Origin of the sequence: Streptomyces sp. NBC_01498 (assembly GCF_036327775.1) — a bacterium.
Taxonomy (GTDB): domain Bacteria; phylum Actinomycetota; class Actinomycetes; order Streptomycetales; family Streptomycetaceae; genus Streptomyces.
Genome location: NZ_CP109598.1, coordinates 5,896,292 through 5,920,611 on the forward strand (window position 1 = coordinate 5,896,292; position 24,320 = coordinate 5,920,611).

General features: G+C 74.6%; 17 protein-coding genes and 1 pseudogene. 11 read left to right on the forward strand and 7 right to left on the reverse strand.

All coding sequences use genetic code 11. From position 1 onward, the window contains the following. Positions 1–39 precede the first annotated feature (39 nt). From OG875_RS25135 to OG875_RS25150, 4 genes are all read right to left on the reverse strand, one after another. Positions 40–1,827, reverse strand: coding sequence for an ABC transporter permease (locus tag OG875_RS25135; protein ID WP_330176497.1), 1,788 nt, complete (start codon positions 1,825–1,827; stop codon positions 40–42). Then, the gene (locus tag OG875_RS25140; protein ID WP_330176498.1) at positions 1,815–2,651 is read right to left on the reverse strand and encodes an ABC transporter ATP-binding protein; all 837 of its coding nucleotides are present in this window, start codon (positions 2,649–2,651) and stop codon (positions 1,815–1,817) included. Before OG875_RS25140 ends, OG875_RS25135 begins: the two co-directional genes overlap by 13 nt. Next, a complete protein-coding gene (locus OG875_RS25145) occupies positions 2,648–3,190 on the reverse strand; it encodes a PadR family transcriptional regulator (RefSeq protein ID WP_330176499.1) in 543 nt (180 codons plus the stop codon). The genes OG875_RS25140 and OG875_RS25145 overlap by 4 nt, the downstream gene beginning before the upstream one ends. Positions 3,191–3,279: 89 nt before the next feature. After that, entirely contained in the window at positions 3,280–4,116 is an 837-nt protein-coding gene (locus OG875_RS25150) for a siderophore-interacting protein (RefSeq protein WP_330176500.1), read from the reverse strand. Between the two features lie 206 nt (positions 4,117–4,322). Between OG875_RS25150 and OG875_RS25155 the strand changes: the two genes are divergently transcribed. The 3 genes from OG875_RS25155 to OG875_RS25165 all read left to right on the forward strand — a co-directional run bounded on the left by OG875_RS25155 (position 4,323) and on the right by OG875_RS25165 (position 7,563). Further along, a complete protein-coding gene (locus tag OG875_RS25155) occupies positions 4,323–5,282 on the forward strand; it encodes a FecCD family ABC transporter permease (RefSeq protein ID WP_443079289.1) in 960 nt (319 codons plus the stop codon). Between the two features lie 98 nt (positions 5,283–5,380). Beyond that, on the forward strand, positions 5,381–6,421 hold the full coding sequence (locus OG875_RS25160) for a FecCD family ABC transporter permease (protein ID WP_330177897.1): 1,041 nt from the start codon (positions 5,381–5,383) through the stop codon (positions 6,419–6,421). 326 nt (positions 6,422–6,747) lie between these two features. Next, on the forward strand, positions 6,748–7,563 hold the full coding sequence (locus OG875_RS25165) for an ABC transporter ATP-binding protein (RefSeq protein WP_330176501.1): 816 nt from the start codon (positions 6,748–6,750) through the stop codon (positions 7,561–7,563). Between the two features lie 60 nt (positions 7,564–7,623). On the opposite strand, the gene OG875_RS25170 is transcribed toward OG875_RS25165, so the two are convergent. Then, positions 7,624–7,971 carry an SCP2 sterol-binding domain-containing protein gene (locus tag OG875_RS25170; protein WP_330176502.1) on the reverse strand — a complete coding sequence of 116 codons (348 nt, stop codon included), beginning with the start codon at positions 7,969–7,971 and terminating at the stop codon, positions 7,624–7,626. Positions 7,972–8,014: 43 nt separating this feature from the next. On the opposite strand from OG875_RS25170, the gene OG875_RS25175 reads away from it, so the two are divergent. The 5 genes from OG875_RS25175 to OG875_RS25195 all read left to right on the forward strand — a co-directional run bounded on the left by OG875_RS25175 (position 8,015) and on the right by OG875_RS25195 (position 13,319). After that, a complete protein-coding gene (locus OG875_RS25175) occupies positions 8,015–8,305 on the forward strand; it encodes a hypothetical protein (protein ID WP_330176503.1) in 291 nt (96 codons plus the stop codon). A gap of 7 nt (positions 8,306–8,312) precedes the next feature. Further along, entirely contained in the window at positions 8,313–9,128 is an 816-nt protein-coding gene (locus tag OG875_RS25180; protein ID WP_330176504.1) for a TlyA family RNA methyltransferase, read from the forward strand. After that, positions 9,125–10,057, forward strand: coding sequence for an NAD kinase (locus OG875_RS25185; protein WP_330176505.1), 933 nt, complete (start codon positions 9,125–9,127; stop codon positions 10,055–10,057). The genes OG875_RS25180 and OG875_RS25185 overlap by 4 nt, the downstream gene beginning before the upstream one ends. A gap of 245 nt (positions 10,058–10,302) precedes the next feature. Then, the gene (recN, locus tag OG875_RS25190; RefSeq protein WP_330176506.1) at positions 10,303–12,051 is read left to right on the forward strand and encodes a DNA repair protein RecN; all 1,749 of its coding nucleotides are present in this window, start codon (positions 10,303–10,305) and stop codon (positions 12,049–12,051) included. Positions 12,052–12,209: 158 nt separating this feature from the next. Continuing rightward, the gene (locus OG875_RS25195) at positions 12,210–13,319 is read left to right on the forward strand and encodes a glycosyltransferase family 4 protein (RefSeq protein ID WP_330176507.1); all 1,110 of its coding nucleotides are present in this window, start codon (positions 12,210–12,212) and stop codon (positions 13,317–13,319) included. A gap of 299 nt (positions 13,320–13,618) precedes the next feature. Here the strand turns inward: OG875_RS25195 and OG875_RS25200 are convergent. After that, positions 13,619–15,257 (reverse strand): annotated as a pseudogene (locus tag OG875_RS25200) (PucR family transcriptional regulator). Positions 15,258–15,454: 197 nt separating this feature from the next. Next, positions 15,455–17,257, reverse strand: a complete 1,803-nt coding sequence (locus OG875_RS25205) for a glycoside hydrolase family 15 protein (protein ID WP_330176508.1) — start codon at positions 17,255–17,257, stop codon at positions 15,455–15,457. Between the two features lie 701 nt (positions 17,258–17,958). Between OG875_RS25205 and OG875_RS25210 the strand changes: the two genes are divergently transcribed. The 3 genes from OG875_RS25210 to OG875_RS25220 all read left to right on the forward strand — a co-directional run bounded on the left by OG875_RS25210 (position 17,959) and on the right by OG875_RS25220 (position 24,287). Next, the gene (locus OG875_RS25210) at positions 17,959–19,617 is read left to right on the forward strand and encodes a CTP synthase (RefSeq protein ID WP_330176509.1); all 1,659 of its coding nucleotides are present in this window, start codon (positions 17,959–17,961) and stop codon (positions 19,615–19,617) included. Positions 19,618–19,730: 113 nt separating this feature from the next. Beyond that, positions 19,731–20,357: an NUDIX hydrolase gene (locus OG875_RS25215; RefSeq protein WP_330177898.1), complete on the forward strand. Its 627-nt coding sequence runs from the start codon at positions 19,731–19,733 to the stop codon at positions 20,355–20,357. A 1,647-nt stretch (positions 20,358–22,004) separates the two neighbouring features. Then, positions 22,005–24,287, forward strand: coding sequence for a tetratricopeptide repeat protein (locus OG875_RS25220; RefSeq protein WP_330176510.1), 2,283 nt, complete (start codon positions 22,005–22,007; stop codon positions 24,285–24,287). The last annotated feature ends 33 nt before the right edge of the window (positions 24,288–24,320 follow it).

Below are 24,320 nucleotides of genomic sequence, written 5' to 3' on the forward strand. Positions count from 1 at the left end.
CGTCGAAGTACCGCCCGGCCCGGCGCGGCTGACGGGACGTCAGGCCGGTTCGGCGTCGAGGGTCCCTCCGGCGGGGCCCCGGGCGTGCAGCCACGCGGGCAGGGCGGTCAGCGCGGCGACCGCCAGCAGGATGACGAGCGCGGCGGCCAGCAGCCATGATCCGGGTGGAACGACCGTGTCGCCGAACAGCCAGTAGAGGACGAGCCCGGCCGGGATGCCCGTCGCCACCGCCGGTACGGCGGGCAGGAGTTGTGCGACGCACAGGGCGGTGACGACCTGGCCGGGGGTGGCGCCGAGGGTGCGGGCCACGGTCAGGGCGCGCCGGGACCGGACGGCCGTGCTCCAGCCGAGGAGCACGGTGTTCAGTGTGGAGAGTGCCACCAGTGCGAGGGTGACGGCGAGCAGCACCTGGCCGGTCTGATCGGTGCGTACTTCGAGGGGGCCGAACCGCTGGGACGCGGGGGCCGTGTCGAGTTCGGTGTGCCAGGTGAGCATCGCGGTGACCATGAGCGTGGTGACGGCCGTGCCGGTGGCGGCCAGGGCGGCGCGGCCGGGGCGGCGGGCGAGCAGCCGTACCCCGAGCAGCAGCGCGGGCGGCAGATACGCGGTCATGGTGTTCAGGCGCGGGCGGTGGGTGAGCGGGTGCGCCGGGGTGCCCAGGGCGTGGAGGGTGCTGGTGCGGGCGGCGCGTACGGCGGGAGCGAGCGCGCCGGTCACGGTGATCACGACGGTGAGCAGGAGTGCGGCCGTGACGGTGCCGGAGCCGGGAGGGCCGACGGTGTTGAGCAGCCCGGCGCTGGGATCGACCAGGTGGGGCGCGGCCAGTGTCCCGGCGGTCAGTCCGAGCACGGCGGCCAGGAGGGCCGGCGGCAGGTGCCGCGCCAGCAGGACGGCGGTGACGGTGAGGGGTCCGGCGCCGACCGCCTTGAGCAGTCCGGCACGCCGGTGGTCGCGGGCGGCACGTGCGCCGGTGAGCGCGGCAAGGGTGAGGGCCGCGGCGACGGCGAGGAGCCAGCCGCCGATGACCAGGGTGGGCCGGGTGATCCTGATCATGGCCGTGTCGGTCCGGAGGACGTCCTGCCAGTAGCGCAGGTTGAACCAGCCGTCGGCACCGAGGGTCCGTACGGCCGCGGACCTGCCGAAGGCGCCGGTCGCGGCGGGGTCGGACAGCTTCAGCTGTATCAGGTGGACGCCGGGCGCGTCGCCCGCCGAGGTCCGGGCGTCGGCGGTGGTGAGCCAGACCAGGCCGCCCGCCTCGGCGGGGCCGATCTGCGCGGGGTTGCTCCACGGATACACGGGGGTGGCGGCGCTGATCGCGGTCCCGACGACCGGGTAGCCGCGACCGCCGACGGTGAGGGTGTCACCGGGGCGTACGCCGAGTGCGCGCGCGAAGCCGCGTTCGACCACCGCGCCGCCGGCCCGCACCCAGGTGCCTGAGGTCACCAGCGGCTGGTCCACGGGGGATCGTGAGGTGCCGCGTCCCTCGACCCCGGCGCGCGCGGAGCGGCCGTGGGCCCGGACGGTGGTGTCGAACGCGAAGAACGGGCCGCCGAGCGCGGTCACGCCGGGTGCCTCGGCGAGGCGCGAGGCGAAACCGGCGGGATCGGGATCCGTCGTCGAGAACATCACGTCGGGCCCCGCGGTGGCCGCGCGGGTCTTCCCGTACCCGGCGGACACGGCGTCGGTGGTGGCCGTGCCGAGGGTCAGGGCGGCGGTGGCGAGGGTGACGGCGAGCAGGAGGACGAGGGCCTCGCCGGGGCGGCGGCGCAGGTCGCGCAGGGCCAGACGCCGTATCAGCAGCAGGTGTCCCACGGTCAGTTCTCCCATGCCAGCAGTGCGCCGAGCCGGGTGCCGCCGTGGTCGCCGCCGTCGAGGAGGGTGTCGCTGTCCGGTGCCCCGTCGCGCAGGGAGACGACGCGGTCCGCCGTCGCGGCGACCCGTTCGTCATGGGTGACCACCACCAGGGTCTGGCCGGCGGCGCGCAGTTCGTCGAAGAGGCGGAGGATGTCGCGGGTCGCCGCGCTGTCGAGGTTTCCGGTGGGTTCGTCCGCGAGGACCACCAGCGGTTCGTTGACCAGGGCGCGGGCGACGGCGACCCGCTGCCGCTGTCCGCCGGAGAGCTCGGAGGGCAGATGCCGGGCCCGGTCGGCGAGCCCGACCCGGTCGAGGAGTTCGGCGGCGCGGTCGCGGGCGGTACGCGGTGGGGCTCCGGCGAGTAACGCGGGCAGTTCGACGTTCTCCGCCGCGGTCAGCTCGTCCATCAGGTGGAACGCCTGGAAGACGAAGCCGATGGTGCGGCGCCGCAGCCGGGCCAGGGCCCGTTCGCCGAGGTGGTCGATGCGCCGGCCGGCGAGCCGGACCTCGCCGGCGGTGGGCCGGTCGAGGCCGCCGAGGAGCTGGAGGAGCGTCGACTTGCCGCAGCCGCTGGGTCCGGTCACGGCGAGCGTCTGCCCGGCGGGAACGTCGAGGTCGATCCCGTCGACGGCCCGCACCAGGTTCTCGTGCTGCCCGTACGTCCGTGACAGGCCGACGGCGCGCAGCACCGGCACCGGCGGGTCACCGGGCCGCCGGCCGGCCGGTTCCGTACCCCGGCTGTCGAGCGGACCTCTCCGCCATGACCGGCCCCCGGCCCGCCGACCGTTGCTCGTCATCCGTTTGCTCCGCCTCTCCCACGCGGGGCGCGGACGGACCAGGTCCGCGCGCACGCCTCCAGCCAGCGCAGATCGGCCTGCGACCGCAGGGCGATGCCCTCCAGGAGCAGTCCGGCCTCCGAGTTCGTGTCGTGAGCGAGGGCGGCGCGCTGGGTTTCGGCGAGGCCGCGCAGCAGCTCCCGCCGCCGCGCGTCCACGAGCGCGAGCGGATCGGCCAGGCCGGACCCGGCGGCGGCCACCAGCTTCAGGTGGAACTCCGCCACGTCCGCCCGGGGGCCGACGGGCTCGGCCATCCACGCGGCCACCCGCTCCTGCCCGGCCGCGGTCAGCGCGTACACCTTGCGGCGCGGGCCACGCACGGGCGTGTCCACCCGGTCGAGGACGACCAGCCCGGCCTTCTCCAGCCGGGTGAGCGTCACATAGACCTGCCCCGTGTTGAGCGTCTCGCCCAGCGGTCCGAGCGCTGCCGCCAGCCGGCCGCGCAGCTCGTACCCGTGCGACGGCTCCTTGACCAGCAGCGCCAGCACCACGTCCTGCACGGACCGCCCTCCTCTGCGACAGCACCAATAGATAGCGGTTATCCATTGGTGCGTCAAACCTCGTCGGCGTTAAGGGAGTTGGTGAGGGCCTACGCGTCCTCGCCGGTGACCAGGAGGACGTCCTCCGAGGTGCCGCGCCGCCAGTAGCCGGTGAACTTCACCGCGCGGCGGTCGTAGCCGCGTTCGCGGACGAGGTGTCTGCGGACGGCCCGGACGGTCGCCGACTCACCCGCGATCCAGGCGTACGGCGTGCCCTGCGGCAGGTCGTCGGCGGCGCGGATCGCGTCCTCGGCGGCGGGCGCGGACTCCTCCCGTACGAGCCAGGTCACGCGCGCGTCGGCCCTGGTGGGCAGCGCGCACCGGTCGGCGGCGTGCTGGAGCGTGATCCAGACACGGGCGGGGACGCCGGGCGGCAGGGACTCCAGGTTTCCGGCGAGGGCGGGGAGCGCGGACTCGTCGCCGGTCAGCAGGATCCAGTCGGCGCCCTCCGGCGGACGGAAGTCGTACCCGTCGTTCTCCTCGTGGATCGGGGCGAGCGTGCCGACCCGGTCGCCGGGCGAGGCGTTGAGCGCCCACCGGGTGGCCGGGCCCTCGTCGCACCCGGGCGACAGCTCGTGCACGGCGAAGTCGATGTCCAACTCCTGCGATTCGCGGCGCAGTTCGCGCACCGTGTAGGTGCGCATGATGCCCCGTACCGCCGGGTCGAGGGCGCGCCAGGCGGGCCACCAGTGTCCGTCCTCCGGTCCCGGCAGGACGGGCGCGTCCTGGCCCGGCCGCGGGAAGAACAGCTTCACGCGCTGGTCCCGGCCGGCCGACGCGAGGCGGGGGATGTCCTCGCCGCCGAAGGTGACGCGGACGAACGAGGGGGAGATCCGGGTCGTACGCAGAACGTGCAGGGTGAAGAACTGGAACGGTGCCTCGGTCATCGGACGGGCCTCCGGTGGCGGGGACGTGGCGGGTCGGTCGGACGGGTGGAGGGGCGGCGAACGCCCCTCATGAGAGCCCCATATGAGGCTAGGCTAACCTTACCCGCGTGTTGGTCGACAGTCCCCCCGAACCCGAACAGAGCGCGGAGCCCGTACCGCACGCCGTGACCCGGCGGCGCCGTACCTGGCGCGCCGCCGGACTCCTGGTGTCCGTCGGCGTCCTGCTGCTGGTCTGCGCCGCGGGAATCGCCGTCGGCGCCAAGCCGATACCGCTCGGCGACGTGTGGCACGGCCTGTTCCACCACTCCGGCACCGGCAACGACGTGATCGTCTCCGACGTACGGCTGCCCCGCACGCTGCTGGGGCTGCTCGTCGGCGCCGCGCTCGGGCTCGCCGGCGCGGTGATGCAGGCACTCACCCGCAACCCCCTCGCCGAACCGGGCCTGCTGGGGGTGAACGCGGGCGCCGCCGCCGCGGTCGTCTCGGCCATCAGCTTCTTCGGCGTCACCTCCCTCACCGGCTATGTGTGGTTCGCCTTCGCGGGCGCCGCCGCCGTCTCCGTCGTCGTGTACGCGCTCGGCGGCAGCCGCGGCGCCACACCCGTACGGCTCGCCCTCGCCGGGACCGCCGCCACGGCCGCGCTCTTCGGCTACGTCAACGCCGTCCAGCTGCTCGACTCGGCGGCCCTGGACCGGCTGCGCTTCTGGACCGTGGGGTCGCTCGCGTCGGCCGACATGGCGACCGTCGGCAAGGTGTGGCCGTTCATCGCCGTCGGCATCCTGCTCGCGCTGCTGATCGCCCGGCCGCTCAACGCGCTGGAGATGGGCGACGACACCGCCACGTCGCTCGGCGCGAGTCTCACCCGCACCCGGGTGCTCGCGATGGTCTGCGTCACGCTGCTGTGCGGCGGGGCGACCGCCGCCTGCGGGCCGATCGTCTTCGTCGGGCTCATGGTGCCGCATCTCGTACGGGCCCTGACCGGGCCCGACATGCGGTGGATCCTGCCGTACGCCGCCGTGCTCTCGCCCGTCCTGCTGCTGGGCGCCGATGTGATCGGGCGACTGGTCGCACGGCCGTCCGAGATTCAGGTCGGCATCGTCACCGCGATCATCGGCGGTCCGGTCTTCGTCCAGCTCGTACGCCGCAAGAGGATGGCCCAGCTGTGAGCGCCACACCGCCGGGGCGGGGCCCCGCCACCCTCCCCGACAAGAACGTCGTGGGCCGGCCCGAGGACGGGGACCTCCGCAAGACCGGCCGGCACCCGGTGCCGGGCGCCACGCGCGCGGTCCGCACCCCCGGCGGTCTGTCCCTCCGGTTCGACGTCCGCACCGGACTCGTCGTCCTGCTGCTCGTCGCCGGACTGTGTGTGATGTCCGTGATCCTCATCGGGCAGGGCGACTTCACCATGGCGCCCGGCGACGTCGTCGCGACCCTGCTCGGAAACGGCACGCCCGCGCAGGAGTTCATCGTCCGGGACCTGCGGCTGCCGAGAGTCCTGGTGGGGCTGCTCGTCGGCGCCGCCCTCGGGGTCGGCGGCGCGGTCTTCCAGTCCGTCTCCCGCAACCCGCTGGGCAGCCCGGACGTCATCGGCTTCGGCCAGGGCGCCGCCGTCGGCGCGCTGAGCGTCATCGTCCTCTTCCACGGCGGCTCGTCCGCCGTCGCGGGCGGTTCCGTCGTCGGCGGACTGCTGACCGGCGCGGGCATCTATCTGCTCGCCTGGAAGCGCGGCGTGCACGGCTACCGGCTGGTCCTCGTCGGCATCGGCGTCGCCGCCATGCTCACCGCCGTCAACCACTACCTGATCACCAAGGCCAGCCTGATCGACGCGACACGCGCCGTGCTGTGGATGACCGGCTCGCTCGACGGCCGCGACTGGGCACAGGTCTGGCCGCTGCTCGCCGTGTGCGCCGTACTGATCCCCGTGGTCCTCTCGTACGGCCGCCCGCTCCGCATGCTGGAGATGGGCGACGACGCGGCGTACGCGCTGGGGGTACGGGTCGAACGCACCCGGCTCGTCCTGCTGGGCGCCGCCGTGCTCCTCGTCTCGGCGGCGACCGGCGCCGCCGGGCCGATCACCTTCGTGGCGCTCAGCGCGCCGCAGCTGGCGCGCCGCCTGACCCGCTCGCCCGGCCCCAACGTCGGCCCGGCCGCGCTGATGGGCGCACTGCTGCTGCTGGTCGCCGACTGGGCCGCGACATCGGCGTTCGGGGAGCGGCAGTTGCCGGCCGGGGTGGTGACCGGTGTGCTCGGCGGCTGCTACCTGCTCTGGCTGCTGGTCACCGAGCGCAGGGCGGGCCGGATATGAGCCCGGACGCCCCCGGCCGGCCGCACCCCGCCCCGCCGCCACCCGGCCGTCCCGCCTCCGGCCGAGATGTGTCCGGCCGTCCCGCCTCCGGCCGAGATGTGTCCGGCCGTCCCGCCTCCGGCCGAGATGTCTCCGGCCGTCCCGCCTCCGGCCGAGATGTCTCCGGCCGTCCCGCCTCCGGCCGAGATGTCTCCGGCCGTCCCGCCTCCGGCCGAGATGTCTCCGGCCGTCCCGCCTCGGGCCGTTCCGACTCCGGCCGTCCCGACTCCGGCCGAGATGTGTCCGGCCGTCCCGCCTCCCGCCTTTCCGTCCCCAGGAGTACGACCATGCAGCGCCTCACGGCGGACACGGTGACCCTCGGCTACGACCAGCGCGTCATCGCCCGCGACCTGTCCGTCGAGATACCCGACCACTCCCTCACCGTCATCGTCGGCCCCAACGCCTGCGGCAAGTCGACCCTGTTGCGGGCCCTGTCCCGGATGCTCAAGCCCTCCCGGGGGCAGGTCCTGCTCGACGGCGCGGCGATCCACTCGCTGCCCGCCAAGAAGGTCGCCCGCACGCTGGGGCTGCTCCCGCAGTCGTCCATCGCCCCCGACGGCATCACCGTCGCCGACCTCGTCGCCCGGGGCCGCTACCCGCACCAGGGACTGCTGCGACAGTGGTCCCGCGACGACGAACGGATCGTCGAGGAGTCGATGGCGTCGACCGGCGTCGGCGAGCTGGCCGACCGGTACGTCGACGAACTGTCCGGCGGCCAGCGCCAGCGGGTGTGGATCGCCATGGCACTCGCCCAGCAGACCCCGCTGCTGCTCCTGGACGAGCCCACCACGTTCCTCGACATCCAGTACCAGATCGACATCCTCGACCTCTGCGCCGACCTGCACGAGACCCGGGGCCGTACGATCGTCGCCGTCCTGCACGACCTCAACCACGCCGCCCGCTACGCCACGCACCTCATCGCGATGCGCGACGGCGAGATCCACGCCGAGGGGCCGCCCGCCGAGGTCGTGACCGCCGAGACGGTCGAGCGCGTCTTCGGGCTGCGCTGCCAGGTCATCGAGGACCCGGAGACGGGCACCCCGCTGGTCGTCCCGGCCGCGCGCCGGCCCCGGCACCCCGCCCCCGCGGGACCGGCCGCCTGAGCCCTCCGGGCACCCCGCGGACGAGGGAGGACGGCCGGACGCGCCGGGAGGGCGGCGGGCTCAGAGCAGGGAGCGCAGCCGCAGCAGATCGCGGAAGCCCGCTTCGAGCCTGACCCGGCCCGAGCCCCACGCCTTCGCGAAGTTCAGCTCGCCGTCCACCATCGCGACCAGGTCGTCCCCCGCCATCGCCAGCCGGATCTGCGCCTTCTCACGCGGCGGCCCGTCATGGGTGTCCAGCACCTCGATGCGGCCGTCGCCCATCCGGCCGGTGAACGTGGTGTCGAGATCCGTGATGTGGCAGCTCAGCGAACGGTCGAAACCGGCCGCCCCGCGGATCCCGTCGTCCGCCCGTGCCATGTTGTCCGAGAGCTTGTCGAGTGCGCTGCGGCACTCCTCCGTCGTCGCCATCGTGAGCGACGGTACCGCAGGGCTTCGCGGTAGCGTCTGGCGCATGAGCGACGAGACGGCGGCCCCGCCCGACGACGACCACCCGGCCGCCCACGACCCGGCCGCCCCCGCGCCCCTCGGCGTCGAGCGCGTCCCCACCGGCCATCCCGGCGTGGACGAGAATCTCGCCAGGCTCGGCGACGCGGACCACCTCCCGGCGGACGGTCACCTCGACGTGTACGAGGATGTCCACCGGGGCCTGCGCGACGCGCTCACCGCACTCGACGTACGCCCCGCACCCGGCCAGGTCACCCCCCGACCCGGCCCCTCGCCGTCGTACGACCACAGGAGCTGAACCGAACGTGGCAGGAGTGGTACGCCAACGCCTCGACGCCGAGCTGGTACGCCGCAAACTCGCGCGCTCCCGCGAGCACGCGTCCCAGCTGATCGCCGCGGGCCGGGTCACCGTCGGCGGCACCCGGGCGACCAAACCCGCCACCCAGGTCGAGAAGAGCGCCGCCCTCGTCGTCGCCGACGACGGCGCCGACCCCGGCTACGTCTCACGCGGCGGCCACAAACTCGCGGGCGCCCTCGCCGCCTTCACCCCCGAGGGACTGCGTGTCGAGGGGCGCCGGGCGCTGGACGCCGGCGCGTCGACCGGAGGGTTCACCGACGTACTGCTGCGCGCCGGGGCCCGGCAGGTCGTCGCCGTCGACGTCGGGTACGGACAACTCGCCTGGTCGCTCCGCAACGATGAACGCGTCACCGTCAAGGACCGTACGAACGTACGTGAGTTGACGCTGGAGATCATCGAAGGAGAGCCGGTGGACCTCGTCGTGGGGGATCTGTCGTTCATTCCGCTGGGCCTGGTGCTGCCCGCCCTGGCGCGCTGCGCCGCGCCCGACGCCGACCTGGTGCTCATGGTCAAGCCGCAGTTCGAGGTGGGCAGGGAACGCCTCGGCAGCGGCGGGGTCGTCCGCAGCCCCGAACTGCGGGCCGACGCCGTGCGCACGGTGGCCGGCCAGGCGTCCGCGCTCGGCCTCGGCACCCGCGCCGTCACCGCGAGTCCGCTGCCCGGACCCGCCGGGAACGTCGAATACTTCCTGTGGCTCACCGCCGGGGCGCCCGATGTCGACCCGGCCGATGTCGACCGTGCTGTGGCGGAGGGACCCCGTTGACCACGAACACCGAACACCCGGCGGACAGCGGTGGAGAGCCCCGCACCGTCTTCCTGCTCGCCCACACCGGCAGACCCGCCGCGATCCGCAGCGCCGAACTGGTGGTGCAGGGACTGCTGCGCAACGGTCTCGGCGTCCGCGTACTGGCCACCGAGGCCGCCGACCTGCCGGTGCCGTCGGCCGTCGAGACCGTCCCGGAGGCCACGTCGGGCGCGCTGAACGGCTGCGAGCTGCTGATCGTCCTCGGCGGCGACGGCACGCTGCTGCGCGGCGCGGCCTTCGCGCGGGCGTCGGGCGTACCGATGCTCGGCGTCAACCTGGGCCGCGTCGGCTTCCTCGCGGAGGCGGAGCGCGACGACCTCGACAAGGTCGTGGACCGGGTGGTGACGCGCGCGTACGAGGTCGAGGAACGCATGACCATCGACGTCCTCGTGCACAGCAACGGCGCGGTCGTGCATCGGGACTGGGCGCTCAACGAGGCCGCCGTCCAGAAGGTGTCGCCCGAGCGGATGCTGGAGGTCGTCCTGGAGATCGACGGGCGGCCGGTGACCGGCTTCGGCTGCGACGGCATCGTGTGCGCCACCCCGACCGGTTCGACGGCGTACGCCTTCTCGGCCGGCGGCCCCGTCGTGTGGCCGGAGGTGGAGGCGCTGCTGATGGTCCCGATCAGCGCGCACGCCCTGTTCGCGAAACCGCTGGTCACCTCGCCCACGTCGGTACTCGCGGTGGAGGTGCAGTCGCACACGCCGCACGGTGTGCTGTGGTGCGACGGCCGCAGGACGGTCGAGCTGCCGGCGGGCGCCCGGGTGGAGGTACGGCGCGGCGCGGTCCCGGTACGGCTGGCCCGGCTGCACCAGGCGTCCTTCACGGACCGCCTGGTGGCGAAGTTCGCCCTCCCGGTGGCGGGGTGGCGCGGGGCGCCGCACTGAACGCGGCCCTCAGCAGGCGCACGTGAAGCCCGGAGTACGTGAACGCCCGGAACCGACAAAGGCCCTGAACCGTTCCGTACCACCCCCGCGCCACCCCCGCACGTCACCCGGCGCGGAACCGATTCACCCGGCCACTCCCACCACGCCCGCCCCGCCCTGCCCGCCCGCCGGGGGCCCTCGGCGCCCCCGGCGGCGAACCGGAGGGCGGGGGCCGTCGCACACCGGGCCGGGGACCTCGTAAGGTCATGTCCGTGTTGGAGGAGATGCGGATACGGTCGCTCGGGGTCATCGACGACGCGGTGGTCGAGTTGTCGCCGGGCTTCACGGCGGTGACGGGCGAGACCGGCGCGGGCAAGACCATGGTCGTCACCAGCCTGGGGCTGCTGCTCGGCGGTCGCGCCGACGCCGCCCTCGTGCGGATCGGCGAGAAGGCCGCGGTGGTGGAGGGGCGGCTCACCATGGCCGCCGACGCCCCGGCGGCGCGGCGTGCCCAGGAGGCGGGGGCCGAACTCGACGACGGCGCGCTGCTGGTCAGCCGGACCGTCTCGGCCGAGGGACGCTCCCGCGCCCACATCGGCGGACGCTCCGTGCCCGTCGGCGTGCTGGCCGAGCTGGCGGACGACCTCGTCGCCGTGCACGGCCAGACCGACCAGCAGGGCCTGCTGAGGCCCGCGCGGCAGCGGCAGGCGCTCGACCGGTACGCCGGGAAGGCGGTCGCCGTACCGCTGGCCACGTACACGGACGCCTACCGGCGGCTGCGCGCGGTCGCCGCCGAGCTGGAGGAGCTGACCACCCGCGCCCGCGAACGCGCGCAGGAGGCCGATCTGCTGCGCTTCGGCCTGAACGAGATCGCCGCCGTGGAACCCCTGCCGGGCGAGGACACCGAACTGGCCGCCGAGGCCGAACGGCTCGGCCACGCCGAGGCGCTGGCGTCCGCCGCGTCCTCCGCGCACGCGGCGCTGGTCGGCGACCCCGAGGACCCGGTGGACGGCGGTGACGCCACGACCCTCGTCGGCGGGGCGGGGCGCGCCCTGGAGGCCGTACGGTCCCACGACCCGGCCCTGGCCGCGCTCGCCGACCGGATGGGTGAGATCGCGATCCTGCTGGCGGACGTGGCCGGTGAACTCGCCGGGTACGCGGACAACTTGGACTCCGACCCGCGCCGCCTCGCGGTGGTCGAGGAGCGGCGGGCCGCCCTGACCGGGCTGACCCGCAAGTACGGCCGGGACACCCCGGACACCGACGGGGTGCTGGCCTGGGCGCAGGAGAACGCGGCCCGGCTGACCGAACTGGAGGGCGACGACGAGCGGATCGGCGAGCTGACCGCCGAGTACACCACTTTGCTGAGTGAACTCTCCGTACTGGCGCAGGCGTTGACCGATGCCCGCACGGAGGCGGCGGCCCGCTTCGCCGACGCCGTCACCGCCGAACTCGCGTCCCTCGCGATGCCGCACGCGCGCGTCTCGTTCGACGTACGGCAGATCGAGGACCCGGACGGCGTCGAGGTCGCCGGCCGGCCGGTGGCGTACGGCCCGACCGGCGCCGACGAGGTCGAACTCCTGCTGGCCCCGCACCCCGGCGCGCCTCCCCGTCCCATCGCCAAGGGCGCGTCCGGCGGTGAGCTGTCCCGCGTCATGCTCGCGGTCGAGGTGGTCTTCGCGGGGTCCGACCCCGTACCCACGTATCTCTTCGACGAGGTCGACGCGGGCGTCGGCGGCAAGGCCGCGGTCGAGGTGGGCCGGCGGCTCGCGAAGCTCGCCAGGTCCGCACAGGTCGTGGTGGTGACACACCTGCCGCAGGTCGCGGCGTTCGCCGACCGGCAGCTGCTGGTCGAGAAGACCAACGACGGCTCGGTGACCCGGTCCGGTGTCACCGTCCTCGAAGGCGAGGCCCGCGTCCGGGAGTTGTCCCGGATGCTGGCGGGCCAGGAGGACTCGGAGACGGCCCGCGCGCACGCCGAGGAACTGCTGGCGACGGCGCGCGCGGAGGCGTAGCCGCCGTACGCCGGGCGGGACGCGCCGTCGCTCGTACGGGTGAAGTCGGGGGAGGGCGCGCCGACCGACACACCCGCGACGCCCCTCCGTGCCCGGAGGTCCTCGGCGGCTGGCATCCTTGGTGCAGCACTCTTCACCGGAACAGGAGCCCCGGCCACGTGACCCAACTGCGTACGGTCCAGGTCCTCGGCGGTGGCGGCGCGGGCTGCGGCACGCACGTCAGATCGCTGGCGGCGGGGCTCGTCGACCGGGGTGTGCGGGTCACCGTCTGCGCCCCGGAGTGGCTGGAGCGCGTCCACGACTTCCGGGGCTGCGGCGCCGACCACGTGCCGGTCGCCCGGCGCGGTGACCCCGTCTCCCTGGGGGCGCTGCGGACCGCCTGCGCCACCGCCGACGTGGTGCACGCGCACGGGGTGCACGCCGCCGTACGCGCGGCCGTCGCTCTCGGCGGGCGGCGGGTGCCGCTCGTCGTCACCTGGCACACCCGGGTACACGCGGACGGGCCGCGCGGCCAGCTGCTGCGGCTGCTGGAGCGACGGGCCGTCAGATCGGCGGCGGTGGTGCTCGGCGCCTCGTCCGAACTGGTCGACCGGGCCCGTGCGCGCGGCGCCCGCGACGCGCGGCTCGCCCCGGTCGCGATGCCCGTCCCGCGCCGCCTCCCGGCGGCCGACGAGGACGCCGGCACGGAGCGCGGCGACAAGACGCGGGCCGAACTGGGCGCGGTGGGGCGGCCGTTGCTGATGGCCGTCGGGAGCCTCGTACCCGACCGGGGGTACGGCACGCTGCTGACCGCCGCGCGGGCCTGGCGGCGGCTCGACCCCGCGCCGCTGCTGGTCATCGCCGGCGAGGGCGGTGAACGGGCCGCGCTCCAGGCGCGGATCGACAACGAGCGCCTGCCGGTCAGCCTCGTCGGCCGCCGCGACGACGTGAGCGACCTCCTCGCCGCCGCCGACATCGCGCTCCTGGCCAGCCGCTGGGAGGCCCGGTCCCTGCTGGCCCAGGAGGCGCTGCGGCTCGGCGTCCCCCTGGTCGCCACGGCGGTCGGCGCGGTGCCCGAACTGGTCGGCGACGCGGCGGAGTTGATCCCGTACGGCGACGCCGCGATCCTCGCGGACACGGTGACCCGCCTGCTGGCCGACCCGGCCCGCCGCGCCGAACTGGCGGCGGCGGGACCGGTCCGGGCGGCCGGCTGGCCGACGGAGGAGCACACCATCGCCCATGTCCTCAGCGTCTATGACGAGTTGACGCAGTCGCAGGGGCTCGGCTGACGCGGCCGGGCGACGGGCGACGAGACGTGCGCTGCGGAGGCCCGGCGGGTCCCCGCGGCCGGTCGGCTGCCGGAGCCGGCCGAGCGCGGCCGGTTCGAGGCGGGCAGCGCGGCGGGGAATCGCTCAGCCCTGGCCGGTCCGGTCCGTACGAAGCCGGGCGCCGAGTGCGCGAGACATCGTGGGTGCCGCCCTGCGGCCGGACGGCCCGCCCCGCCCGCCGGGCGACGGACCGGCCGACGGCCGGGGCCCGGTGGCCGTGTGACATGCCACGGAGGACAGCACGGCCCCGCCCCGGCCGCTCAGCGCACATGCCTCCGCGCCCGCAGCGCCAGGCTCAGGGCCAGCACCGTATGGGGGTCGTCCAGGTCCGTGCCGAGCAGATCGGCGATGCGGGACAGCCGGTTGTAGAGCGTCTGGCGGTTGAGGTGCAGTTCGCGGGCCGTCTCCGCCTTGCGGCCCGCGTGGGCCAGATACGTCGTCAGCGTCGGCAGCAACGGGGTCCGCGACGCCCGGTCGTGGGCGAGCAGCGGGCCGATCGCGCGGTCCACGAACGCCGAGAGGTCCGGGTGGTCCCGCAGCCGCCACAGCAGCAGGTCGATGTCCAGTCGCCGGGCGTCGTGCCACGGGCACTCCGGCAGACCGCCGGCCGCCGCAGCCGTCTCCGCCGCGTGCCGCAGGCCCGCGCCCGCCGCCGCCCAGCCGCCCGCGACCCCGACCACCACCACCGGCCGCCGCCCGCCGGGACGGTCGGGAGCGGCCCGTGCCACACCCGCCCGCAGCGCCGCCGACACCCGGTCGGCCACCGCCGGGCGTTCCGACTCCGCGCGCAGCCCCAGCAGCAGCGGAATCCGCCCCTCCACGGGACGTACGCCCAGCAGTACCGGTACGCCCACCGACGCCAGTTCCTCCAGCACGGCCCGGACCAGCGGCGCCCAGGAGCCCGCCGGGGCCGGCCCGGGGCCCAGCCGCATCACCACCGGAAGCAGAGGCCCGTCGCCCGGACGGAAGCCCAGCACCGCCGCCTGCGCGGGCGCGTCGTCGGCCGTGACCCGGCCCTCCGCGAGGTCGGTGAGGAAGTCGCCCCGGCCGCGCGCCGCCAGTTCGTCCTCCTGGCGCGCCTGCATCAGGACGACCGCCAGGATGCCCGCCGCCCGTTCGGCCGCCATCCGGTGCACCGGCCGCAGCGGGGCCGCCACCGGCGGCAGCACCAGCCGGGCGCGTACGGAACCGGTCCCGTGGCCGCCGCCGGGCACGTCCACCAGCACCGTGCCCGCGGGCGGCCCCGCCTCACGGTCGGCCCGCCCCGCCCGCAGCCCCTCCCAGACCTGGAGCGGCTCGGCGGCCGCGGGTGTCCCGGAGGTGTCGGCCGCCGCGTACAGCAGCTGCCCGTCGGCGGTCTCCAGGAAGACCGGGTTGCCGGCGAACCCGGCGAGGATCCGCAGGACCTTCGGCACACCGCCGCCGTCGAGCAGCGCGTCCGTGCACCGCCGGTGGACCTCCTCGGCCTGGCGCAGCAGGGCGTAGTGCCCGTTGACGATCTCGGTGTGGATCTCCTCGGTCACCGAGACGAACGGCACCTCGCGGTGCAGCTGCACCAGCGGCAGCCCGGCCGCGCGCCGCCTCCACGACGGCGGCGGGCAGCCGCGCGAACCTCGGTCCCAGTTCCACCACCAGCGCCGCGATCCCGCGATCGGCCAGCCGGCGCACGAAGGCGCGCTGTTCGGCGGGGCGGGTGCCCAGGCCGATGCCGGTGGTGAGGAGCAGTTCGCCGCCCTTGAGGAGGGAGGCGATGTGGGGCACCTCGCCCGCGTGCACCCAGCGCACGGTGCGGTGCAGCCGGTCGGCCCCGGCGACGACCTCCGGGAGCCCGCCGCGCAGCCCCGGCAGCTCCAGGGCGCGGCGCACGGTGATTCCGGTGGGGTCGTCCGGGTCGTCCATGGGTCCGGACGCTACCCGGCCCGCGCCCGGCTGTCCGTTCCGGACCTGCTCCAGGTGCTCTCCGGACGGCGGGCACGGGGCCCGCGCGGATTCCCGGACCCGCGCGGACACGACGCGGTGAGCGGTGACGAGGCCGTGAGGGTGACCACGCCGTGGACGGTGACGACGACCCGCGCGCGGGTCGTCGTCAGGAGCCGTCAGCCCCCGTACGCCCCCGACGCCGTCAGCCGCAGCGCCGTGTCGATCAGCGGCACATGGCTGAACGCCTGCGGGAAGTTGCCGACCTGCCGCTGGAGCTTCGGGTCCCACTCCTCGGCGAGCAGCCCCAGGTCGTTGCGGAGCGCCAGCAGCTTCTCGAAGAGCTTGCGGGCCTCGTCGACCCGGCCGATCATCGCGAGGTCGTCCGCCAGCCAGAACGAGCAGGCCAGGAACGCCCCTTCGTCGCCCTCCAGGCCGTCCAGTCCCGCTTCCTCGCCCGAGGTCGGGTAACGCAGGACGAAGCCGTCCTCCGTGGACAGCTCGCGCTGGATCGCCTCGATGGTGCCGATGACGCGCTTGTCGTCCGGCGGCAGGAAGCCCATCTGCGGGATCAGCAGGAGCGAGGCGTCCAGCTCCTTGGAGCCGTACGACTGGGTGAAGGTGTTGCGCTCCTTGTCGTACCCCTTCTCGCACACGTCGTGGTGGATGTCGTCGCGCAGCTCGCGCCAGCGCTCCAGCGGGCCGTCCGCGTCGCCCGACTCGATCAGCTTGATCGTGCGGTCGACGGCGACCCAGGCCATCACCTTGGAGTGCACGAAGTGGCGGCGCGGGCCGCGCACCTCCCAGATGCCCTCGTCGGGCTGGTCCCAGTGCGTCTCCAGGTACTCGATCAGCTTGAGCTGGAGCAGCGAGGCGTAGTCGTTGCGCGCCAGGCCCGTCATGTGCGCCAGGTGCAGCGCCTCGGTGACCTCGCCGTACACGTCGAGCTGGAGCTGGTGCGCCGCGCCGTTGCCGACCCGGACCGGGCCCGAACCCTCGTACCCCGGCAGCCAGTCCAGCTCCGCCTCGCCCAGCTCGCGCTCGCCCGCGATGCCGTACATGATCTGGAGGTTCTCGGGGTCTCCGGCGACGGCCCGCAGCAGCCACTCGCGCCAGGCGCGGGCCTCCTCGCGGTAGCCGGTGCGCAGCAGGGAGGAGAGGGTGATGGCGGCGTCGCGGAGCCAGGTGTAGCGGTAGTCCCAGTTCCGTACGCCCCCGATCTCCTCGGGCAGCGAGGTGGTGGGCGCGGCGACGATGCCGCCGGTCGGCGCGTACGTCAGGGCCTTGAGCGTGATCAGCGAGCGGACGACGGCCTCGCGGTAGGGGCCGTGGTACGTACAGTGCTCGACCCACTCGCGCCAGAAGTCCGACGTCAGGGTCAGCGATCCCTCGGGATCGGGCAGCGCGGGCGGCTGCCGGTGCGAGGGCTGCCAGCTGATGGTGAAGGCGACCCGGTCACCGGGGGCGACGGTGAAGTCGGAGTACGTCGTCAGGTTCTTGCCGTACGTGTCCGCCTCGGTGTCGAGCCAGATCGAGTCGGGCCCGGCGACGGCGACCGTGCGGTTGTCCACCTGGTGCACCCAGGGCACCACCCGGCCGTAGCTGAACCGCATCCGCAGCGCGGAGCGCATCGGCACCCGGCCGCTGACGCCCTCGACGATCCGGATCAGCTGGGGCGCGCCGTCTCGCGGGGGCATGAAATCGGTCACTCTGACCGTGCCGCGCGGTGTGTCCCATTCCGATTCCAGGATGAGGGAATCGCCGACGTAGCGGCGCCGGTCGGCCCGCGGGGGCTCGGCGCCCGCCGGGGTCGCCGGTCCGAGCCGCCAGAAACCGTGTTCGTCGGTTCCCAGCAGCGCCGCGAAAACGGCGTGCGAATCGAAGCGGGGCAGGCACAGCCAGTCGACTGTGCCGTCCCGGCAGACCAGGGCGGCGGTCTGCATGTCTCCGATGAGTGCGTAATCCTCGATGCGCCCGGCCACGTGAATCTCCAGTCGAACGGCCACGTCGCCCCGCGGGGCGCTTGCTGCGGTGAAAGGGTCGTTGACGAGCTCTTTTTCCGGGAACACGGGCGCGGGTAGTGCCGTTTGCCGGCCGGACTCGGCAGCGAATGTCCGAGCAGGATACGACGCACCCGGAGGTTACGCGCAGGTGTCCCGACAACAGGGGTGAGCCGAACGAGTGGGCCGGCGACGGTGGAATCGGGCCTCTCACGGCGGTGGTGACGGGGGGTGACGGCGCGACGACCGAGCGTCGACGGACCGGTGACCACGCGGTGACGGTGTGGTGACCGTCCGCTGATCATGAAACGTCGTGAGGTGATCAATTTGTGATCTCGGGGGGTGGGCGGGCGGTCGTCGCCATGTCCTGCCGGATGGCCGGAATTCGCCCCTGGTGGGGCGCTGGTGACGGTGTGACCGGTCGGCGGTTCCGCCGAATTCCGGGGCGCCCGAGGCCGCCCCGCACACCCGTTCCCGAGGTCGCGGCGGACGCCCGTCGGGAGCGCGGCCCGCCGTCGCTGATACCCTGGTGGCCCGTGGGCGGATGGCCCCCACGCGCTTCGCAGGGGCCCCGAACCGCAGCGACGGCACCCCTTCCGGAACCTCCGGTACGCATCGGCGATCCACCGGACCGGGCGCCGGTACGCACCCTCGACCGCGACCACGGGAGCCCCCTCTTGGCCATGCCGAACCGATCCTCGACCTCCTCGACGACCAAGCACATCTTCGTCACCGGGGGCGTCGCTTCCTCCCTCGGCAAGGGCCTGACCGCCTCCAGCCTGGGGGCCCTCCTCAAGGCGCGGGGCCTGCGGGTCACCATGCAGAAGCTCGACCCGTATCTGAACGTCGACCCCGGCACGATGAACCCGTTCCAGCACGGCGAGGTCTTCGTCACCAACGACGGCGCCGAGACCGACCTGGACATCGGCCACTACGAGCGCTTCCTCGACGTCGACCTCGACGGCTCGGCCAACGTCACCACCGGCCAGGTCTACTCCACGGTCATCGCCAAGGAGCGGCGCGGCGAGTACCTCGGCGACACCGTCCAGGTCATCCCGCACATCACCAACGAGATCAAGCACCGCATCCGGCGCATGGCCACCGACGACGTCGACGTCGTCATCACGGAGGTCGGCGGCACGGTCGGCGACATCGAGTCGCAGCCGTTCCTGGAGACCGTCCGCCAGGTCCGCCACGAGGTGGGCCGCGACAACGTCTTCGTCGTGCACATCTCGCTCCTCCCGTACATCGGCCCCTCCGGCGAGCTGAAGACCAAGCCGACCCAGCACTCGGTCGCCGCGCTGCGCAGCATCGGTATCCAGCCGGACGCGATCGTGCTGCGCGCCGACCGCGAGGTGCCGCTGTCCATCAAGCGCAAGATCTCGCTGATGTGCGACGTGGACGAGGCGGCCGTGGTCGCGGCGATCGACGCCAAGTCCATCTACGACATCCCGAAGGTGCTGCACTCCGAGGGCCTGGACGCGTACGTCGTACGGAAGCTGGACCTGCCGTTCCGCGACGTCGAGTGGACCGTGTGGGACGACCTGCTGGACCGGGTGCACAACCCCGACCACGAGGTCACGGTCGCGCTCGTCGGCAAGTACATCGACCTGCCCGACGCGTATCTGTCGGTGACCGAGGCGCTGCGGGCGGGCGGTTTCGCCAACCGGGCCCGGGTCACGGTCAAGTGGGTCACCTCGGACGACTGCAAGACGCCCGCGGGCGCCGCGCGCACGCTCGGGGACGTCGACGGGATCCTGATCCCCGGCGGATTCGGCGAGCGCGGCGTGACCGGCAAGGTCGGGGCGATCCAGTACGCGCGCGAGCAGAAGATCCCGCTGCTGGGCATCTGTCTGGGCCTCCAGTGCGTCATCATCGAGGCCGCGCGCAACCTCCTGGAGAACCCGGACGCCAACTCCACGGAGTTCGACGCCGCGACGGCGCACCCGGTGATCTCCACCATGGAGGAGCAGCTCGCCTACGTGGAGGGCGCCGGCGACCTCGGCGGCACGATGCGTCTGGGCCTGTACCCGGCGAAGCTCGCGGAGGGCTCGATCGTGCGGGGCGTCTACGACGACCAGCCGTACGTGGAGGAGCGCCACCGGCACCGCTACGAGGTCAACAACACCTACCGCGCGGAGCTGGAGAAGAAGGCGGGTCTCGTCTTCTCGGGCACCTCGCCCGACAACAAGCTCGTGGAGTACGTGGAGTACCCGCGTACGACCCACCCCTACCTGGTCGCCACCCAGGCGCACCCCGAGCTCCGGTCGCGCCCGACGAGGCCGCATCCGCTGTTCGCGGGCCTGGTCAAGGCGGCGGTGGAGCGCCGGCAGGGCGCGTAGGGCCCGCGCCCGAGGCGATAACGTGGACCGAGGCACCGACCCCCGGACGACCGGGAGGCGTGCCTCGGTCTCCGCTGTACGGGCGTGTGTGGAAGGACGTGTCGGACGTGTCGATGGCGATCAGGGACACCCCCGAGGAGTGGCGGATCACGGCCACGGAGACGCCGTTCCGCGGCAACAAGACCAGCGTCCGTACGGACGACGTGCTGATGCCCGACGGCTCGGTCGCACGCCGCGACTACCAGGTGCATCCGGGCTCGGTCGCGATCCTCGCGCTGGACGAGTCGGACCGGGTACTGGTGCTGCGTCAGTACCGGCACCCCGTACGGCAGAAGCTGTGGGAGATCCCGGCGGGCCTGCTGGACATCCCGGGCGAGAACCCGCTGCACGCGGCGCGGCGCGAGCTGTACGAGGAGGCGCACGTCAAGGCGGAGGACTGGCGCGTGCTGACGGACGTCTACACGACGCCGGGCGGCTGCGACGAGTCCGTACGGATCTTCCTGGCCCGTGATCTGTCGGAGGCGGAGGGCGCGCGCTTCGACGTCTCCGAGGAGGAGGCGGACATGGAGCAGGCACGGGTGCCGCTGGCGGAGCTGGTACGGGGCGTACTGGCGGGCGAACTGCACAACAACGCGCTGGTGGTGGGCGTGCTGTCGCTGACCGCCGCGCTGGCCGGAGACGGCGTGGACGCGCTGCGGCCGGCGGACGCGGAGTGGCCGGCGCGGCCGTTCGAGGCCTGACGGTCCGTGGGGGCGGTTCCTGCGGCGGATCGGTCGGCGGATCGGCTCAAGGGGTGGTGCGAGGGGTGGTTCGGGTGAGGGTTCGGTGAGGGTCCGAGGGATCGGTAGGACGAACTGCTGATCCGATTGAGGGATGTCCGGCCGAGCCCACAGGGACCGTCGCTCAGAGTGAACTAGGCTCGAATCACCCGTGCGGACACCCGCCGGGTTCGACTCGTGCGCACCCCGCCGAACGGGCAGGGAAGGAGCGTGGCCGTGACGGACCAGGCGTTGGACGTGGACGGCGGCGGCCCTGCCCGGTCTCGCGGCGGGAACACGGCTCCGGCGGACGGCGCGGTCCCGCCCCGCCGCCGGGGCGCCCGCGCCAAGGCCACGCCCGACAGCCCCGCCGCTCCGTCCGCACCGGAACCCGCACCCGGCGAACCGGACCCACGAGCCGCCCCGGCCTCGCGCGCCGGGGAAAAAGACCGCCGACGGGACCGCCCGGCATCACCCGCGCCCGCCCGCTCGCGCGGCGCGGCGAAGAGTGAGGGCCCGTCAACCTCCGCCTCCGCCGCCCCGGTTGGGGGACGCCGGAACCGCGCACCGGAGACCGGCGATGCCCCGCCGACCCGGAAACCCGCCCGCCGGGCGGGTGGTGGCGCGGGTACGGAGGCCGCCCGGTCCGCTGCCGCCGCTGACGCGGGGCGCGTTGGTGGAGGTGACGGTCCGGGAACTGTGGGCCGGGGGAGAACGACGAGGGTGACGGGCGGCGGCCGGTCCGCTGCCGCGGCTGACGTGGAGCGCGTTGCCGGAGCTGACGGTGCGGGTTCCCCGGCCGGGCGCGAAGGGTCGCGTCCTCCTGAGAAGGCCCGCGCGGGCCTGCCCGCCCCCGAAGACGCGGACCGGGCGAGCGGCGATGCCCGACCGGTACTTGACCGGCCTACCCCTGACGGGGAAGCCGAGGCCGGTGCCGGGCTCGATGCCGGGCCGGTGGCGGACCGGTCGACCACCGGCCCCGGCGGAGCCGGTATCAGGAGTAGGGCCCGTGGTGCCGTGCCGGGTGTCGAGGGTGGCCCGTCACGGGCCGGTGTTCCGGACCGGGCGGTACCGGCCGAACCCGGCCGGTACGGCTCCGGGCCGATGACCGGCCGGCCAGCTGTCGCCGCGTCGACCGCCGCCCCGGGAGCGTCCGGTCCCGGCGGAGCTCGTACCGCAGGCATGACCCGTGGCGCCCGTGGCGCCGTGCCGGATGTCCCGGGCGACCCGTCGCGTACAGGCGCTCCCGACCCGGCCGCACCCGTCGGGCCCGGTGGCTACGGTCCCGGTGCCCGCCCGGCGGGCATCCTCGCCGGGCCGGAGGCCAGCCCGTCGACCGACGCCCCGGGCGGAGGCCGTTCCGCAGGCACGGCCCATGGCGTCCGTGACGCCGTACCGGCCGTACCCCCCGGGCCCGGTGCCCGCCCGGTGGCCGACTCTTCGACCGCTACCCCGGGCGTATCCGGTTCCGACGCCCCCGGCGGAGCCCGTACCGCAGGCACGGCCCATGGCGTCCGTGACGCCGTACCGGCCGTACCCCCCGGGCCCGGTGCCCGCCCGGCGGGCATCCTCGCCGGGCCGGAGGCCAGCCCGTCGACCGACGCCCCCGGCGGAGCCCGTACCGCAGGCATGACCCGTGGCGTCCGGGGCGCCGTGCCGGATGTCCCGGGCGACCCGTCGCGTACAGGCGCTCCCGACCCGGCCGCACCCGTCGGGCCCGGTGGCTACGGGCCCGGTGCCCGCCCGGCGGGCATCCTCGCCGGGCCGGAGGCCAGCCCGTCGACCGACGCCCCCGGCGGAGCCCGTACCGCAGGCGCGGCCCGTGGCGTCCGGGGCGCCGTGCCGGACGTCGCGGGCAGCCCGTCGCGGGCCGGTGCTCCGGGCCCGGCCGTATCCGCCGGAGGCGAAGCGCACCGGGCGGGTGTTTCTCTGCCCGGTGCCGGGTTCTTCGGGCGGCAGCGGGAGTTGAAGGCGTTGCGGGAGGACATCGAGCGGGCCGGGCTCAATACGCTCGCCGGGCGGCGGGCCGCGCACACCCGGGTGCTGCTCATCGCCGGGCAGCCCGGTGCCGGGCGGACCGCGCTCGCGCGGGAGCTGGCGCGGCAGGTGGGGCGGCGGTATCCGGACGGGGTGCTGCACATCCGGCTCACCGAACCCGGTGGCGAGCCCGTGCCCGTGGAGCGCACCGCGCGTGACCTGCTCGGTGAGTTCGGCATCGACGTCCCGCCCGGCGCCGACGAGGACGAACTGTCCGGGATGGTGCGCGACGCCCTGGCCGAACGCCGGGTCCTGCTGCTCCTCGACGACGCCCACGACGCCGAGCAGGTCGACCTGCTGCTCCCCGAGAACCCGGACTGCCTCGTCGTCGCCGTCGCGCGCGGCCCGCTCACCGGTATCCCGGACGTCCGCCCCTGCACCGTCGGCGGACTCGACGCGAAGTCCGCGATCGAACTCCTCGGCACGTTCGCCGGGTCCGTGCGGATCACCGTCGACCCCCAGGCCGCCGAGTCACTCGCCGAGGAGTGCGGCGGCCAGCCCGCCGCCCTCTGCGTCGTCGGCGGCTGGCTCGCCACCCACCCCCTCGTCTCCGTCGCCGACGTCACCAAGCGGCTGCGCGCCGTCCCCGAGGACCCCGAGAAGCCCCAGGGCGCCCGTTCCCTGGCCCGCGCCTTCCGGTTCGTCTACGAGAGCCTGCCGTCCGCCACCGCCGCCCTGCTGCGCCTCCTCGCCCTCGCCCCGGCCGGACTCGCCGACGCCCACACCGCGTCCGCGCTGGCGGGCTGCTCCGTCTCCGCCGCCCGCGCGGCCCTGGACGATCTCGCGGCGCTGCACCTGTTGCGCCCGGCGGGCGAGCAGTACGAGATCCCCGGCGCCCTCGCCCCGCTGACGCGCGCGCTGCTGGAGGCCCGGGACCGGCCCGCCGAGATCCAGCTCGCCCGTGCCCGGATGCTGGAGCGGACCGTACGGCTGCTCCAGTCCTGCCGCGCCGTCACCGAGCCCGACGGCTCCCCGGCCCGCAAGAAACTCGCCGCCCTGCCCCGCGCCGTGCGCTTTCCGTCCGCGCCCGCCGCCGCCGACTGGCTGCGCTCCCGCCGGCCCGCGCTGCTGGCGTCCGCCCGGCTCGCCGTGGCCGACGGCGAACTCGACACGCTGGCCCGCAGACTGGTCGCCGCCCTGGTCCGGGCGCTGGCCGCCCACCAGGGCACGGACGCCGCCGCACCGGACCTGTACGGCCTCCACCACCTCGTCCTCGGCGTCGCGACCCGCCAGGGGCTGCACCGCGAGGAGGCCGCCGCGCTCCTCAACATCGGCGACCTCGACGCCCGCACCGGCCGTACGCACGACGCGCTCGTCCGCTACCGGGCCGCCCTCGACGCCGGACGCGCCGCGGGCGACCACTACGCCACCGGCCGCGCGATGGAATCCGTCGGCGGCGCCTACCAGGAACTCCAGGACTGGCACCGCGCCGCCGACTGGTACGGGCGCGCCCTCGCCCAGCGGCTCAGCCGGGGCGAACGCGCCGACGAGGCACGGCTGTACGGGCGCCTCGGCACCGTCCACACCTACGCCGGCCAGTACGGCGAGGCGCTGCGCCACTGGCGCGCCGCCGCCGCCGGTCACCGCAGGCTCCAGGACGTCCCCGGCCACGCCCGCGCGCTCAGCGAGGCGGCCAGGGTCCTGGAGTACGCGGGCCGCCCCGAGGAGTCGCTGAGCATCTGTCAGGAGGCCGTGCACCGGGCCCGGTCGGCGGGCGACACCCGGCTCCAGGCCGCGCTGGAGCTCCGGCTCGCGGACACCCTCGACCGCCTCGGCGACCCGACGGCGGCCCGGCTGCACCGCGCCGCCTCCGAACGATTGCTGGAGACCGGGTCCTCAACCTACGAAATCCGTAGCACCTCCGCTGAAGATTGATGCTTTGCAAGGCTAGACAGCGAGAAGTCCTTC